General features: G+C 47.7%; 10 protein-coding genes. 1 reads left to right on the top strand and 9 read right to left on the bottom strand.

The window, feature by feature from the left end; genetic code table 11:
- The first annotated feature begins 13 nt into the window (after nucleotides 1–13).
- Nucleotides 14–526, top strand: coding sequence for a hypothetical protein (locus tag HRU69_01820; protein QOI96288.1), 513 nt, complete (start codon nucleotides 14–16; stop codon nucleotides 524–526).
- A gap of 5 nt (nucleotides 527–531) precedes the next feature.
- Here the strand turns inward: HRU69_01820 and lipA are convergent, their stop codons facing one another.
- The 9 genes from lipA to HRU69_01775 form a co-directional block, all read right to left on the bottom strand.
- Nucleotides 532–1,413: a lipoyl synthase gene (gene lipA / locus HRU69_01815; protein ID QOI96287.1), complete on the bottom strand. Its 882-nt coding sequence runs from the start codon at nucleotides 1,411–1,413 to the stop codon at nucleotides 532–534.
- A gap of 39 nt (nucleotides 1,414–1,452) precedes the next feature.
- Complete coding sequence (gene gcvH / locus HRU69_01810; protein QOI96286.1) at nucleotides 1,453–1,833, bottom strand: glycine cleavage system protein GcvH; 381 nt, start codon at nucleotides 1,831–1,833, stop codon at nucleotides 1,453–1,455.
- A 65-nt stretch (nucleotides 1,834–1,898) separates the two neighbouring features.
- Nucleotides 1,899–8,987, bottom strand: coding sequence for a cell surface protein SprA (gene sprA / locus HRU69_01805; GenBank protein QOI98798.1), 7,089 nt, complete (start codon nucleotides 8,985–8,987; stop codon nucleotides 1,899–1,901).
- A 77-nt stretch (nucleotides 8,988–9,064) separates the two neighbouring features.
- Entirely contained in the window at nucleotides 9,065–9,658 is a 594-nt protein-coding gene (ruvA, locus tag HRU69_01800) for a Holliday junction branch migration protein RuvA (GenBank protein QOI96285.1), read from the bottom strand.
- 54 nt (nucleotides 9,659–9,712) lie between these two features.
- Nucleotides 9,713–11,989 carry an NADP-dependent malic enzyme gene (locus HRU69_01795; protein ID QOI96284.1) on the bottom strand — a complete coding sequence of 759 codons (2,277 nt, stop codon included), beginning with the start codon at nucleotides 11,987–11,989 and terminating at the stop codon, nucleotides 9,713–9,715.
- Between the two features lie 82 nt (nucleotides 11,990–12,071).
- Nucleotides 12,072–13,166 carry a DUF4837 family protein gene (locus HRU69_01790; GenBank protein QOI96283.1) on the bottom strand — a complete coding sequence of 365 codons (1,095 nt, stop codon included), beginning with the start codon at nucleotides 13,164–13,166 and terminating at the stop codon, nucleotides 12,072–12,074.
- A 59-nt stretch (nucleotides 13,167–13,225) separates the two neighbouring features.
- Nucleotides 13,226–14,650, bottom strand: coding sequence for a LysM peptidoglycan-binding domain-containing protein (locus HRU69_01785; protein QOI96282.1), 1,425 nt, complete (start codon nucleotides 14,648–14,650; stop codon nucleotides 13,226–13,228).
- A gap of 2 nt (nucleotides 14,651–14,652) precedes the next feature.
- Nucleotides 14,653–16,083: an Asp-tRNA(Asn)/Glu-tRNA(Gln) amidotransferase subunit GatA gene (gatA, locus tag HRU69_01780; GenBank protein ID QOI96281.1), complete on the bottom strand. Its 1,431-nt coding sequence runs from the start codon at nucleotides 16,081–16,083 to the stop codon at nucleotides 14,653–14,655.
- 3 nt (nucleotides 16,084–16,086) lie between these two features.
- On the bottom strand, nucleotides 16,087–16,296 hold the full coding sequence (locus tag HRU69_01775; protein QOI96280.1) for a twin-arginine translocase TatA/TatE family subunit: 210 nt from the start codon (nucleotides 16,294–16,296) through the stop codon (nucleotides 16,087–16,089).
- Nucleotides 16,297–16,306 lie beyond the last annotated feature (10 nt).

Here is a 16,306-nt window from a genome sequence, read left to right as displayed (position 1 = left end):
TGCGGTAAACCGTATGGCTGTTTCTTTTTATAACGCAAATCCCCGGCATACGCATATGGCCCCGATTGACCTGAACGATGACGAAGTGTACTCCTTCTTAAAAACACTGCAGGAGTTGGATGTAAAGTATCTGCTGGTGGGCGGTTTTGCTATGGCCTTTCATGGTTTTGTGAGGGCAACCAACGACCTTGATTTATGGATAAAGTACACGCCCGAGAACATCAGTAAGCTGAAAACTGCTCTGATGCGCCATGGTATGGAAGGACTTGATAAAATTACCGAATTTGAACGTGTACCGGGCGTTACCGAGTTCAGGTTGGGCTCAACAGGTTTTATTGTTGAACCGTTTAAAGCACTTAAGGCATTTAAGGAATATGATTTCGATGCCTGCTATGAGCGTGCGGATGCCGGAACCTTTAAGGGTCTTCATTTCAGAGTTTTGGAGAGAAAAGATTTACTTAAAGAAAAGAAAGCTACTAACAGGCCTAAAGATCAGGGTGATATTGAATTTTTAGAAGGCCAATAAAGCATTTATTCCAACGGCACGTTCACATGCCGTTCGGCATGGTAGCTAGAACGCACCAATGGGCCTGCCTCTACATATTTAAGGCCGCGTTTTAAACCTTCTTCTTTATACATTTCAAAAGTATCAGGATGGATATATTCGGCTACTTCCAAATGCAATTTGGTGGGCTGCAGGTATTGGCCGAGGGTTAAAATCAACAACCCGTGCTCAACCAGGTCATCCATCGCTTTGAATACTTCTTCTTTGGTTTCGCCTACACCCAGCATAATACCCGATTTGGTTCGCTTGCCGGCCTCGCGTATGCGTTTAAGTTGTTCCAGGCTGCGCTCGTATTTTGCCTGCGGGCGTACCATCCGGTACAGGCGTTCCACGGTTTCCATATTGTGGCTCACCACTTCCTGGCCGCCTTCAATCATCCGGTAAAGAGCATCCCAGTTTCCCTTCGTATCGGGTATCAGCGTTTCAATGGTTGTTGCCGGACTGAGTTGTTTTGTTTGTACAACCGTTTGGTACCAGATTTCAGCGCCCCGGTCTTTCAGTTCATCGCGGTTAACCGAAGTAATAACAGCATGCTTAACCCCCATGGTTTTAATGGCTTCGGCAACTCTTCGTGGTTCTTCTGTGTCGTACTCGGTTGGCCGGCCGGTGGCTACTGCACAAAACGTGCAGCTGCGCGTACAAATGTTGCCGAGGATCATGAACGTAGCTGTGCCTGCACCCCAGCATTCGCCCATGTTGGGGCAGTTGCCGCTTTCGCAGATGGTGTGCAGTTTATGTTCATCCACAAGCCTGCGCACTTTGGCGTACTCAGGGCCCACGGGCAATTTAACCCGAAGCCAGTTGGGCTTTCGGTTAGCCGGGGGCGCTATGGTGGGTAATTCGATCATGCCGGGTTAAACATGCTTCACCGCATGTACTTAAACAACTTACTTTCCGATAAGTTCTTTATACTGTTCGGCTGAAAGCAACGCGGCAACATCAGCCGGATTTTTTACCTCTACTTTTACCATCCACCCTTCGCCATACGGATCCGCGTTTACTTTTTCGGGGTTGGCTTCCAAAGCCGGGTTGACCTCAAGTACTTTGCCGCTTACGGGCATGTATAAATCCGAAACGGTTTTTACGGCCTCCACGGTTCCAAAAATATCGTGTTGGTTTACATCCTGGCCAACGGTGGTAATATCAATATAAACGATATCGCCCAATTCGCCCTGGGCAAAATCGGTAATGCCTACGGTGGCTGTTGTGCCTTCAAGTTTTATCCATTCGTGGTCTTTGGTGTACTTCAGTTCGGAAGGAATGTTCATAGCATTGAAAGTTAAAGTCTCAAAGTTAATACAATTGTGTAATGCGGATGAGGCGGCCTGTATAATTATTGGGCAAGGCTAAACCGTACCTGGAAGCCAAAGCGGGTGGTTGCCCTGCGGAAGGAGTTGGAAACCAGCGGTTCGTTGATGGTGCGTTCAAAGTAGGCCTGGATGTTTAACCGCTGGTTAACCACATAACTGATGTTGGGTCGTAACTGAAAGTTGATGTTGCCGTTGGTGAGCACATTTAATTCGTTGATTTTCCGCTGGATGGTTGACTGATCGGACACGGTAAGGTTCATTCTGAAGGTTACATCGTTTTTCAGTACAATGGTGCGCCCTTCCGATTTAAACGGCAGCCGCATGTTGTTTTTTGTATAGCCGATCTCAACAGAAACGTCTTTGGTGTTTACCTCGGTAATTTGCGCGTTTGAAATGTTGAGGGCTAAGTCGCGTTTGGTTTTGTATTCTGCCCGTGCCGTAAACCGGCTTTTCGTGCGCAGGTTTATCCCAATCAATGGCGCAAATTGTTCCGAAATCATTACCTGGCTGATAACGTAAATGGGAATTATCTGACCGCTGGCATTAGGGTACGAGAATATTCCGTTGTTGTATTTTTCAATCGGTATGTTAATACCTACGGTATCGATACCTCCGTACTGCAATGAATTGGAGTAGTTCATTACGCCATAGGACGCAGTGTAGGCATGGGAGATGGTTACCGATTGAAATTTATCGCCAATGCTTTTTATTTTAGTTAATCCGGTATAATCCAAACGCCAGTTGGGTAACGGGTTTTTCGGGAAGGGACTGAGGCTTACTTTGTTTACATCTTTTCCGGTATAGGTTGCAATAAAGGTAGGGATTATCACATCCTGGCCGATGGTATCATATTCATTTCCGGTAATGGCTCTGAAACGATTGGTAATGTCATCCAGGTTTTGTTCGAATTGCCTGAAGACTGAAGACGCCAGGTCGTTATTATCGGAGCGAAATGTTGTTTTAATGGCGATGGTTGAAATTTTATAGCTGCCGGTACGACTGGGGTTAAGCGATATATAATCGTTCATTACATTATCAAACCGGAATATTTCCTGGTAAGCATCGGTCACATCTTTTTTAACATCAAGTTGAATTTTTAAATCGGGCGAGGGCTCAATATTGGCTCGTGCGCTAATGGCCCGGGTTACCGATTGCGTGAAGGGTGCTGTTAATGAAGTGGAGTTGGTGAGCCATCCGTTTTGTGCCGCCTTAAACCGGATATCCGGATTCTGACTTCCAAAAACAAACCCCCAGCCGGGCGCATCCCACTGCCTGTCCATCCCCAGAAAGCGCGTTGTTGGTTCGAAGCCTGGTAATATTGTACCTTCAATAATGGTGTACGTTCCATTAACTGATCGTAACGACATAAGCAGCCGTAAAAATCCTTTTACCAGGGGTGGTGCGGATTTGGTGGTATCAGGTTGGGTGGGCTGGCGTGCCGGGGGTTTGGGCGGTGTGTTGATTTTCTTTAAGAACCCCACTTTGTTATACAGTTTTACCAGATCAATAAGGCCGGTAAGGGTTTGGTCGCGGTTGTTTTGGATGGTGTTTTTAAAGTCCAGGCTGTCGGGTAAATCCTGTTCACCCGGTTTAACCTGGTTATCGGGTTTGTTAAACGGCCCGGCTTTCCAGTTGTAGTTAACCTGGTAACGGTAGTCTGCACCCAGCCAGTCGGTAACCGGGAATTTGTCAAGCGGAAGGGTGTAGTTGATGGTTACGCTTTGATCGAAATTTTTCATCCGCCCGAATTTCTTCAGGTTAGTCATTATGCTATCGCGTTTTTCTTTGGTGTTGATGTCACCCTCGGGTTCGTCAATAATGGCGTTGGCCCGGGCGGCATAGGTAAGCGACAGGTTTTTTGAAAGGTTCCACTGCAGGTTGTACAACCGGTTAAAGGTAAAGTACTTAAGGTAGTTGGGCTCTGAATCGGAAAGCGAGTTTCTGTAAATGGTTCGTGAGAAGGACCGATCCAGGTCGCCCCGCACAGCAATGTTGTTGGGTAATAAACTAAAGTTGAAATCCTTAATGAATTTTAAATACGGTGATTTTAAACCTTCTGATTTTTTAAACGGTTCAATCCCGGCTCCTTTCGGAGCAAAATTGTAAGCGATGGAGCCACCATAATCCTGTTTCAGAAAATCAGCAATAGTAAAGTTTCTCCGGGTAATTTCGCTATACCGGTAACTGAATGAAAAATTTTCAATGTCCCACAGGTTTGATCGGGCATCGGGTTTGACTTTGGTTTTCCTGACGTTTGTAAAATTAATTGCCCTACGCACCTCACTGTCGCGGATAATATTCAGGTAAGCATTTCGTTCGGCATCGCTCGAGAATGATTTAAGAGCGGCATCCAATCGCTGATCCGGATTGGCCGGATCGTAATTGGGGTTGATGGTGGTTGTTTGATAACTTAGCAGCAAGGGTATTACAATGCCATGATTACCCGGCAATAGTTTATCAACATTGATACTGGATGTAATATCAAATGCGGTGGTTTCTTCGCGGGTGCGCTCACTGATTTTTGAGCTTACGCTACCAAAGCCGAAAGTAGTGTAGCGCACCGAGGTGGATACCGTTGCAAAATCGGCAAGTTTTACACCGAGTGCGGTATTTACGGCCCATCCTGCCGTGCGGTCAAAGTCTGTCAGGCGAAGTTCGTTTGCCCAAATGCACACCGAGTGAGCACGCTTATCAGCCGTGCGCGGATTACGCACGCCAATCATAATGGTGCGTACACTGCTCAGGTCGGGTCGCCCCACGATGCGGAAGCCATGCCTGCCGATAATGCGGGGTCCTTCCAACGGATACGCCAAAGGCAGTGGAAATTTTACCCGGTCGCGTTCGGCCTTTAAAGCGTACAGGTTATCCAGATCAAAATTAAATTCATTTTCTTCCGGCCAGATGGCCCGCGGGTCCTGGGTGTTGGCAGGTTTAGTGATTTTTAACGGTAACTCAACCTCGTAGTAGTTCTGGTCGAAATCAGTACCCAGGCGCATAAAAACCACCATGTCGTCATCGTCCGATTCGCTGTTGGCATGCACAAACATTTTAATCCGGCCGTAGTTGAAGAAGTCCATTTCTACATTCTTATAAATCGCCCGGGCATCACCGTCTTTCAGGTTGTCGATGCACACCTGTATGGATTGTTCATTAAGCTGGCGCGGAACCGAGGAGGTATTGTCCCGGTCGCGCACAATGCCGGGAGGTACTACATAGGGCGATTTATTGCCAGCCGGATCAGGCGCAGCGTTCTCTTCAATGTTTACCACTGAAACGGTAAAATTGTCAAAGTCAGGTTCGCTGTCGGGTACCAATCCGGCTTCTTCCAGACTGGCCAGGTACCTTCTCCACCGGCTGCCGATCATTCTGAAATTGGCAAACCGCAACACCACGGGTTGTTGAAATTCAGTAAGCACCATGCGGGCGTACCGAATGGATTTGAAACCGTCAATGTTGCCAAAGCGCCCCTCAAAATTTCGAACCGGTATGCGAAACAGGTACCAGGTTACCAGGTCGGAACTACCGGTTGCTGTGGTGGTAATCTTGTCGGCAATGTATTTTTTTCCGATTTCCAGCTCACCGGGTTTCAGGTTAATGCTGTATTCGTAATACTCTTCCAGCTCGCTCAGGGTATTGTCGGCATTCAGGTCTTCGTTGTCCGGATACGGGCTTCCGAACCGGGCGATATCGGAGTTGCCGGTAATGGGGGTATTGCCATCGGTGCCGTTAAAATTTTTGTAACGTTCAAGCACTTTGGCATTACGGGCATCTAATTGGCTTCCGAAAAAGTAAACAAAATTATCGGTTGAGGGGTCGGCCTGAAGTACGGTTAGCGGATCGGAGGTAAGCGCGCCTGCCGCTTCGGTTAAGAAATCCTGAAACTTAACAGGTTCCTGGTCGTTTCGCACACCGTCCAGTCCTACATCCTGGTTCGTTCGTGATGAAGAAGAATTATCGAATGCATTGGTTATGTATTGCTGATTGGTTACAAAACCCCAATTGTTTTCGGTGGCTTTGGTTACATCGCCATCGGGTGGCAGGCCGTTTTCAAAGGCATGTTTGCCATCCCGCATAATGTCTTCGCTAATGCTGCCGAGATGAAAAATTAGTTTGCCACCGGTGGTATTAAAGTCGTTAAACTTGCCGTCAATAATTTTTCCGTTTTCAGTGTAGTTAATGAACGGATCGAGCAGCCAGAATTCAACGTATTCAATATTGGCTTTGTCGAAGTCCACTTCGGTGCGGATGGCGGTGGTAATTCCTGCCCAGCGGTCGGCCGGATTGGTGAAGTCACCCGTAGCCGGGTTTAGGTTTTGTGTATCATAGTTAAATGGTCCGCGTTCGGCAGGGTAGTAGGCCACATCGAAAATAGTTTCAAAGAAGTTTCCCTGTGTCTGGTTACGGAGCGGAAAAATTTCCTGTGGGCCAACAGCCCGTACGTAATGGTTTTGTAAATCAGTACTTGAAATATTGGGTGGTTTAAACTGTCCGCCATCGCGGTAAAACTGGTTGTCAACAATATACCAGGCCAGCTTGGCACGCTTAAAACCCGCTCGGATATCATTTAGGGCACCGTTGGCGGGGTCAAACCGGTTGTCGGCTGTACGGGGGGTTGCCGCAAGTTTCCAACTGGCCGGGTTCATTAATGAAAAAGGAGTAGCCGTATTTTCAAAGTCATCGATATAGCCGGTGCCCTGGCCTTGTACTTTGTTTGATGTTCCGGGTAACAGCTGGGCAAATTCACCGCTCCAGTTGAAGGATGATTTTTCTTTGGTTTGGATGCCCGGCAACGCATCCACCAGTTTGGTTAACAGCCGGCTTTCTTTGCGCACATTAAAATCAAATCCGTATTGCAGGTTACGTGCCGGTTCGGTGCCAATCAGGTTACGGGTAATGAGTGGCCGCTCATTGTAATACAGCAGGGTGGACCCGAAATTAACATCATCGTTTAGTTTGTAGTCAAAACGGGTACCCAGTAATGACCGGGTCTGGAATGCAAACGGGTCGGCCTGCTCATACTGTACACTAATGTTTTTACCGGAATTTAAAATGGCATCATTTAAAATCGTAACACGCCCGAAGGTATAATCTACGGTATAGTCAACGCCTTCCATTAAAGGTGTCCCTCCGGCATAGATTCGCACTGAACCCTGTGATACGCCAAATCCGGGGATAAGTATTTCTTTAGATGAACCGGCTACATAGGTTCCTACCAGAAAAAATTTATTCTTGGTGGTAAGCAATTCGGCATCGGCTTTGGTAGTGCGATACAGGGTGTCGTAAACATATTTGTTAATTAAAAAATCTTCCTGAGGTTCGCCTGTAAAGGCTTTGCGAAGTGCGGTGTTGAAGGGTTCAACAAATGGAAATATTATCATTCCGTTTTGCACGTTAATAGTAAGCCCCTCCACAAAATCGAAATTGCCATCACGTTGTAAATCGTTAACCGGGTTTAGCCGATCGAGCCCAAATATTTCAATAAGTTGCCGGTTCCGGACGTTCACGCCTTCCTGGAGTTGCGGGTTGTCAATGCCGGTACGGTCATCGCGATAAACGATGCGAAGTTGGAATCCTTCGCGTGAGAGTTGCGATACGTTTAAGGTGTAAATATTCTTCATCATTAAATCCCAGGTAGGAATTATCCGTTGCTGGGCATCGCGGATGGCTATTTTACGGGGGCGCAGCAGTTTTAAAAAAATAACTTCGTTATCCGGGCGGCTGGCGTAATCCTCTGTTAGTTCGCCAACTTTATAGGTGCGCCCGTTGTAGGTGTACTCGTAGGCTACCGCAAGTGCTTCATCGTTTTGTAGTTTTCGCAGCAGCGTTATGTAGCCTAATTGTTTGTGAAAGGTAAACTCGGTGGGGTTAAGTTTACGGGCACTGGTTATTTTTTCATAATCCGTTCCGTTAACCAAAGCACCGGAACCGTAGAGTACATTTTCAAGCACATTATTAATTGCCTGGGCGTCACGGTCAGCCCCCGATAGTGTAAAGACCTGGCTCAAATCATTAGCCGTGTTTACGTTTGGTCCGGGTACCCGTGCTTGTACATTATTGTTATATACGCGCGAGCCTTCACCCAGATCCATAAGCCCTAAAATGTTGCGCAGGGTTTGGGTATCGTTATTTCTGTTAAGAAGGTACACTTCAACGCGGGTTATATTTACACCGGAGTAAATCTGGGGTGGGTTTTTCAGCCATTCTTCATAGTTATCGCGAAAGAAATGACCCAGGAAAAAATTGCGGTTTTCATCGTAGTTGGAAGCAATAATTTCAAAAGGCCTGCCCTGCCCCTGGTTGCCTCCGGGAATGTCAATGGAAGAAACCTTACCACGTTGTGTGGAAGCAATAGTGGTTACATACATTTTACCAAACTGCAATTGTGCTTTAACGCCAAACAGGTTTTGCGACCCCTGAATGAGGGAATTATTCAGCGGCAGGCTTACGTTACCAATCTCCAGTTTTTTCAGAATGTCTTCCTTGAACCCGGTGTACTCCACCTTCATATTGTTTTGAAAGTCAAAAGAATTGTTGTTATCGAAGTTGGCGCTTACAGCAAGTTTTTCGCCCACCTTACCGATTACGCTCATGTTGATTTGCTGATCGAACTCAAAGCCCCCGTTTCGCTGTTGGCGGATGGGTATATTTGGATTGTTGATGCGTTGAAAGGAGGCTCCAAAATCGAGTGTAACGAATCCCCGGGGTATCAGCTCCACATAGCTGCCTCCAAAAATCCGGTCGAGTACGGGGCTGATAAAAATTTTAGGAGCAAACCCCCGGTTGCTGACGGGGCTTTCGCCCAGCTGACTACGCGACTTACCCTGCCAGTAACTTTTTAATAGCTGCCGTTCCTGGTAAGCGTTAAACTCTTCGAACGACATGGTAGTAACCGGCCGGTAGTTCAGGTTACCGATTTTTTCATAAAGGGTGTAGTTAAGGGTTGAGTCCAGTTCAATGTCGTAGCTGACTTGGGTTGGTTCTTTAAGAAATAAGGGCGAGAGGGTGGTGGTGTTGGAGAAAGGATCACCATACCGGTCGCGTAACTGAAAAGTAGGTCTGCGGCTGGGCCGGTAGGATTGTTGTGTGGTATCCTGCTGAGCGCTTGCTGAAATAACGGCAGGGCCTGCCGCAAGCAGGACATAAGCTATAGCTGCGAGTAACTTCAATCGGTTCAAGGTCTGGGTGTGACTCAGGCGTTTTTAAGTGCTTGTTTCACTAAATCCTCCAAAGTAATCGTATTTCCTGATCTTTTCAGGACCGCATCCACACTTTTCTCAGCTGCACTTCGGGTTATCCCTAAGGTGATTAAAGCAGATAACGCTTCGCTTCGCAAGGTATTGTGCCCGATGCCGGAAATTGGCTGCTTCACATCTTCGTGGAGTTCCTTCCTGACCTTGTCTTTTAATTCAATTATTACCCGCTGGGCGGTTTTACCGCCAATTCCTTTTATCCGCTGTAACGCCTGGTCGTCTTCCCGGGCAATGGCCTGCCGTAATTCATTGGCCGACATATACGAAAGCATAACAATGGCTGTGCTGGGGCCAACTCCGTTAACGGATATGAGTTGCTGAAAGAGTTTTTTCTCGCCCTCGGTACTAAAGCCGTAAAGCACATGGGCGTCTTCGCGTATGGCTAAATGTGTGTGGATGACGGTGCTGGCTTTGTCTTTAATATCCGCGTAGGTTTGAACGGAAATGTTTACATGATAGCCAACGCCATTTACATCAACTACCACATGGGTAGGATCTCTCTGAACAAGGGTACCTTTAAGAAAGGAGATCATTGTACTAGTCTGATTACAGAATTCAGGTAAATCTACAATCTACAAACTGAAATCCTACAAATGATCGTGCTGTGCATACAACTGAGCATCCACTACGGCAATCGCGGCCATGTTTACTATTTCGCGAATGGAACTGCCCAACTGCAACACATGAACCGGCTTTTTCATACCCAACAGTATCGGGCCGATGGCTTCGGCCCCACCAATTTCCATCAGCAACTTGTAGGCAATGTTACCTGAAGCCAGGTTCGGAAAAATAAGGGTGTTGGCACCTTCATTAGCCAGGGCGCTGAACGGGTAGTTTTCTTTTTGGATTTCAGTATTCAATGCCACGTTAGCCTGGATGTCGCCATCAATTACCAGGTCAGGAAATTTCTGGCGTGCACGCTTAACGGCTTCGCTTGTTTTTTCGGGTACTTCGCCTTTTGATGAACCGAAATTTGAATAGGAGAGTACCGCAACGCGGGGTTCCATATCAAAGAAACGCACTCCGCGGGCGGTAAGCCCGATGATATCCACCAACTCCTCGGTGTTCGGATTCAAATTAACGGTTGTATCGGCAAAAAAGTAGGTGCCGCGTTTGTTTAAAATAATGTACATGCCGGCCACGCGGCTTACACCCGGAGCCATACCGATTATTTGCAACGAGGGGAGAATGGTTTTGGGGTAATCTTTGGTTAAGCCACTTACCAGGGCATCAGCTTCTCCGGTCTCCACCATCATGGCGCCATAATAGTTTCGGTCGCGCATTAGTTGAAGGCAATCGCGATACGTTAATCCTTTGCGTTGCCTTTTTTGATGCAGTAGTTCGGCAAAGGTTTTACATTTTTCGTGCTCATCCAAGGTGCTGATGATGGGGCAGTCCAGTTCGAGTTTGTGTTCTTTAATCAGGTTTTCAATTTCATTTTTATCACCCAGCAAAATGGGTTTGGCAATGCCTTCGTCCTGCAGAATTTGTGCAGCTTTTAAAATTTTATGGTGATGGGCCTCTGAAAATACAACACGCTTGGGGTCTTTCTTGGCGCGATCAATTATGCGTGTCATCAGTTTCTGGTCAATACCTATCCGGTTTAGCAGTTGCTGGTGGTAGGCGCCCCAGTCGGTAATGGGTATTTTAGCCATGCCCGAGTCCATCGCGGCTTTGGCAACAGCAGGTGAGATGGCTGTAATGAGGCGGGGGTCGAGGGGTTTGGGTATGAGGTAATTTCTTCCAAACGATAACTTGTCATCGCCATACGCTTTCACCACCATATCGGGTACCGGTTCTTTGGCCAGTTTGGCCAGTGCGTAGACGGCCGCCAGTTTCATTTCTTCGTTAATCTCGGTTGCGCGCACATCGAGTGCTCCGCGGAATATGTACGGAAAGCCCAATACATTATTTACCTGGTTGGGATGGTCCGATCGGCCTGTAGCCATAATGAGGTCGGGCCGTGATTTACGGGCGACTTCGTAATCAATTTCCGGATTGGGATTTGCCAGGGCAAACACAATCGGGTCGGCTGCCATGGCCTTAATGTCGGCCGGGGTCAATACATCGGCTTTGCTTAGCCCTACGAATACATCGGCACCGTTCATGGCTTCCTGCAGGGTATTTATGTTGCGGGCTGTGGCAAACTCGGCTTTTATGGAGTCCAGGTCGGGTCGGTCTTTACGTATTACTCCGCGGCTGTCGCACATCACGGTGTTTTCCGGTTTCACGCCCAGTTGAAAATACAGGCGCGTACAACTTACGGCAGCCGCACCGGCCCCGTTTATCACCAGTTTTATTTCGTTGATTTTTTTTCCGACCAGCTCAAGCGCATTTAACAAAGCGGCACCCGAAATGATGGCTGTTCCGTGCTGGTCATCGTGCATTACGGGGATATTCATTTTTTCCCGCAGCACCTGTTCAATTTTAAAACACTCAGGCGCTTTAATGTCTTCGAGGTTAACGCCTCCAAAGGTGGGCTCAAGCGATTTAACGATGTGAATAAATTTATCCGGATCGGTTTCGTCAATTTCAATATCAAATACATCAATGCCGGCAAATTTTTTAAAGAGCACACCTTTGCCTTCCATTACCGGTTTAGCCGCATCGGCTCCGATGTTGCCTAAACCAAGTACGGCTGTGCCATTGGAGATAACGGCCACCAGGTTGCCTTTGGACGTGTACTTGTAGGCTTCTTCTTTGTTAACCGCAATTTCCTTGCAGGGTTCGGCCACACCGGGCGAGTAGGCTAAGGCCAGATCAAGTTGGGAGCTAAGCATTTTTGTTGGCACAACTTCAATCTTACCGGGCTGGCCCTGCATGTGGTAGTTGAGTGCTTCCTGTTTACGTATTTTGAGCGACATACGTGTGGATTAATGAAATCAAATATAGTATAGGATAGGAGAAAACAATCCTAAAAAGAAACGATTGGCCTGTTGCAATACCTTACGGTTTACCCGTGTTTGCAGCGGATTTGGAGTCGCTTACTTTGAACGTGGAGAGAATGGCTTCCAGTTCGCGGATGGTTTCGCGTTGGTCTTTACCGGGGCTGTAACAAAATCCTTCCAGATAATAAATAAGTCCTGTTTGCCGGTTGGCCACTGCATAACTGATGAACGGCCCGCCCATGGTGTTGGTATTGGTTTTCCAAAGTCCACGGAGTTCCATCGCGAATGAATTATTAAATGTTAACTGCCGTGCGGTAACCGGTTTAAAAGGCACGGTGGTTTCGGTAACCACAAAACTATCGGGGTTGTCGGGGTCTTCGAAGATGTAGTGTTTTAATATGTTGTCTCGCCAGCTCACCAGGCTGTCGGGCAAAAACTGGTATTCACTTTCGTACGGTTTCCAGGTGATGAACACACTTTTATCGGCTTTGGCATCCATTTGCCGAAGCCACACAAAATCGGGTTGTTTATCGGCTACTTTAAAACCGAACGGCACCCGTATTTCAATTCCGTTTTCTTTCTTTAAGAATTCGGTTAATGCTTTTGTTGAAGATGTTCCGGTAAGGGCGGCCACTGCGCGCTTCTTTTCAATATCGTTAAAAAAGTTGCGGATGTACTGTGCATTTTCCTGCAGGTGCTTAATCAAACTCTTTTCATTCTTACCAAACAGGTACATCACCTCCTGGCCGCGGGCGTATTCATCGGTAGCTGTGGAAACAAAAAAACTGGTATCGGTTTCAATGCGCGAAAGTGTTTCGGCATCGAACCCTTCTTTCAAAATTTTAGCGCCCGGTGTCTCTGCATCAAGTGTAAACACATAAACCAGGTTTCGTATTTGTGTAAGCAGGGTTGAACCCTTGCGTGGATGTACATAAATGAGGTTAAACATCGGCTCTTCACGGGGCAAGCCGGGTATCTCGGCTTTAAAAATTTTTCGCAGCTCGCTTCCCAGCGGGCCTTTCCATTGTACTGAATCCATAATCAGAATCATGTCGCCCGGCTTGCCGGTTGCTACGGGCAGGTACTCCGGATTGTTTTTTGTATTGCAGGAAACCGCAAGTACAACTAAACAGGCAAACGCTGCGAACTTCATGACTGCAAGTTTACAATATAATGCGCGATTGGTGGGAAGTCACCGGATAATTTTGAACCTTACCGTGATAAGATAAGCGTTTGGCCGGGTTTAATGGTATTTGAGTTGAGGTTATTGAGTGCTTTAATTTTTTCGATGGTGAGTCCTTCAAATTTCCGTGCGATTAACCACAACGTATCGCCCGGTTGTACGGTATAAATTTTGGTATCCGCCAACGGCTGTGGTGCCGGATTAGAGTTAGCCGCTACAGCCGGTGAATTAACCGGTGGCTTTGTCCAGATGATGAGCCGCTGGCCTGTGCGTATGGTTGTGCCTGAAAGGTTATTCCATTGTTGGATGTCGGCCACCCGCACGCGGTAGCGCTGGGCAATGGAGCCCAGCACATCGCCCGTTTTAACGTAATAAACTACACGGTTGCGGCCGTAGATGCCCGCATCCGTTGCCTGAGCGAGTGACAGGATTTCTCTTTTGCCGGCTTTCGATGCGGAATCAAGAATAGCGTTTCGGTTCTGAGTCAATTCTTCTACAATAACGGAGGGAATTTTTACTGAGTAAGCACGTGCTGCGTCCGGCACAGCATTGCGCGTATATTCCGGATTTAGTTTTTGCATATCCTCCAGGCACGTGCCTGTTAGGTTTGCAAAAGTTTCAAAGTGCAAAAATTTCGATAGCAGCAGTGTATCGTAAGGCGGCAGCGATTCACTTTCCTGGTTGTTGAAATTATGTTCGGCCAGGTAATTCATGGTATATAGTATCGCAACAAATTGCGGCACGTACGAACGGGTTTCGCGCGGCAGGTAGGGATAGATTTCCCAGAATGACCGCTTATAGCCTGAGCGCCTGATGGCTTTTTTTACATTGCCGGGGCCCGCGTTGTAAGCAGCCAGGGCCAGTTCCCAGTCGTTAAACAGGCTGTAGAGATCGCGCAGGTAGCGACATGCCGCATCGGTTGATTTTTCCGGGTCCATCCGCTGGTCAACATACCAGTCAACCTGCAGGCCGTAATGCCGGCCGGTGGAATACATGAATTGCCAAAGCCCGACAGCCCGTGCCCGCGAAACAGCTTTTGGATTTAAGCCCGATTCAACGATGGCCAGGTATTTTAATTCATCGGGCAACTTGTAGTGAGCCAGGTATTTTTCGAAGAGCGGGAAATAAAGGTTTCTTCTGCGGGCCACCATGCGTGTGTATTCCCGGTCGCGCACAGTAAAATAATTAATGAAAGCATGCACCCGTTCGTTGTAGTGAAGAGGAATCGTTTGACGGATTAAGGTAAGTCGTTCTTTTATCAGGGCCGGTGCATCATCGCCCGGAATATATTCGATGTCAAACGGAAGTGCATAATAAGAGTAGGCAGCCGTATCAGTGTATAACCAGCCCACTGCGGCTGTTTCCATTTCCAGCGTATCGGCAATGACCGACTGTGCCTGCCCGAAGACCGTCAGCAAAAAAATCAGCATTACACTTAGCCCAATACTTCTCACGGTTAATTTAATTTACTAATCAGGGTAGCAAACCGAAGCAGCTTATCTTCCATAAAATCATTGGCTATAGCCTGTAATCCAATGGGTAAACCGGCTTCATCCTTACCGCAAGGTACGGAAATAGCCGGAACACCGGCCACATTGGCCTGAACGGAAAAAATGTCGGCCAGGTATGTTTCAACCGGATCTTTTGTGGGTTGGTTCACCGGAAAGGCAGTGGTGGGTGTGGCAGGCGTTAGCAGTACATCTACTTCAGTGAGTAGTTGCCGGGTTGATTCGCGAATTAACCTGCGCACCTGTTGGGCTTTGGTGTAATACGAATCATAAAAATCGGATGTCAACACAAAATTACCGAGCAGTATTCTGCGTTTTACTTCGTTGCCGAAACCTTCGGAGCGGCTTTTTTTGTAAAGCGAATCCAAATCTGATGCGGCCTGCCCGCGATATCCGTAACGCACACCATCATAACGCGAAAGGTTTGAACTGGCCTCGGCTGTTGCCAGTATGTAGTACGTGGGCAACAGATAATCCTGATAGGGAAACGTTACCGGTTTAACGGCATGGCCCTGCGCTTTTAGTTTTTCGATTGTACCAGCAACGGCATCGCGGATTTCAGGCTGAAGGGCATCGGCTTGTAAAGTTTCCTGTATGTAACCGATGGTGAATGGCTGCTCCTGTTTTTGCTGAATAAGCAGGGAATAACTCGGAACCGTTGAACTGGAAACGGTGCTGTCGTAGTCATCATTGCCCGCCACCACTTCCAGTACAAGTGCGATATCTTCCGGATGAGTGCCGATAATGCCAATGCAATCAAAGGAGGAGGCATACGCAACCAGGCCGTATCGCGATATGCGTGAATAGGTGGGTTTAAGTCCGATAACTCCGCAAAAAGCAGCGGGCTGGCGAACGGAGCCGCCCGTATCAGAGCCCAGCGAAATCCTGCACATATCCATTTGCACGGCAACAGCCGAGCCTCCTGAGGAACCACCCGGCACGCGGTTGGTATCCAACCCGTTGAGCACCTTTCCAAAAGCCGAATTTTCATTGGATGACCCCATGCCGAATTCATCGCAGTTTTGCCGCCCGATGATGAGCGCATCGGCATCCAGCAATCGCTGAACAAGGGTACTGTTGTAAGGCGGTTTATAGCCCTTAAGAATTTTACTGGCGGCTTGCAGGGGATGGCCGGCATAGGCGAGCATGTCTTTGATACCGACTACCAGGCCCGCCAGTTTTCCGGCAGTGCCGTTTTTTATTTTTCTGTCAATATCGTCTGCACGGGTTAATGCTTCTTCCTCGTAAACACTCAGAAAGGCATTGAGGTGTGCGTTTGAGTTGATGTTCTGCAGGTAGTGCGCCACCAGGCTTCTGCAGGTAAGAGTGCCGTTAATCAGATCGTGTTGTAAGTCGCGAAAGGTTGCGTAGGGGCTCAACAACTACTCCTCGATTTTTTTAGGTACTTCCTTGCCGGCTTCGTCTACTTCTTTTTTAACATCCTTCACGGCATCTTTAAACTCGCGGATGCCCCGGCCTAAGCCTTTGGCAAACTCAGGAATTTTTTTTGCCCCAAAGAAAATCAGCACAGCCAGGGCGATGATGATCCATTCAGCGCCACCGGGCATTCCAAACAACAGCATTGCGTTCATAACGTAAGAT

This window comes from Flammeovirgaceae bacterium, assembly GCA_015180985.1.
GTDB lineage: Bacteria > Bacteroidota > Bacteroidia > Cytophagales > Cyclobacteriaceae > UBA2336.
This window is presented reverse-complemented; position numbering and strand designations above follow the sequence as displayed.

Excerpts from the sequence above, each read along its gene's own strand:
- HRU69_01790 (QOI96283.1), bottom strand. The coding sequence starts at position 13,166 with ATGAAGTTCGCAGCGTTTGCCTGTTTAGTTGTACTTGCGGTTTCCTGC.
- HRU69_01795 (QOI96284.1), bottom strand. The coding sequence starts at position 11,989 with ATGTCGCTCAAAATACGTAAACAGGAAGCACTCAACTACCACATGCAG.
- gcvH (QOI96286.1), bottom strand. The coding sequence starts at position 1,833 with ATGAACATTCCTTCCGAACTGAAGTACACCAAAGACCACGAATGGATA.
- HRU69_01820 (QOI96288.1), top strand. The coding sequence starts at position 14 with ATGGCTGTTTCTTTTTATAACGCAAATCCCCGGCATACGCATATGGCC.
- lipA (QOI96287.1), bottom strand. The coding sequence starts at position 1,413 with ATGATCGAATTACCCACCATAGCGCCCCCGGCTAACCGAAAGCCCAAC.
- HRU69_01775 (QOI96280.1), bottom strand. The coding sequence starts at position 16,296 with ATGAACGCAATGCTGTTGTTTGGAATGCCCGGTGGCGCTGAATGGATC.
- ruvA (QOI96285.1), bottom strand. The coding sequence starts at position 9,658 with ATGATCTCCTTTCTTAAAGGTACCCTTGTTCAGAGAGATCCTACCCAT.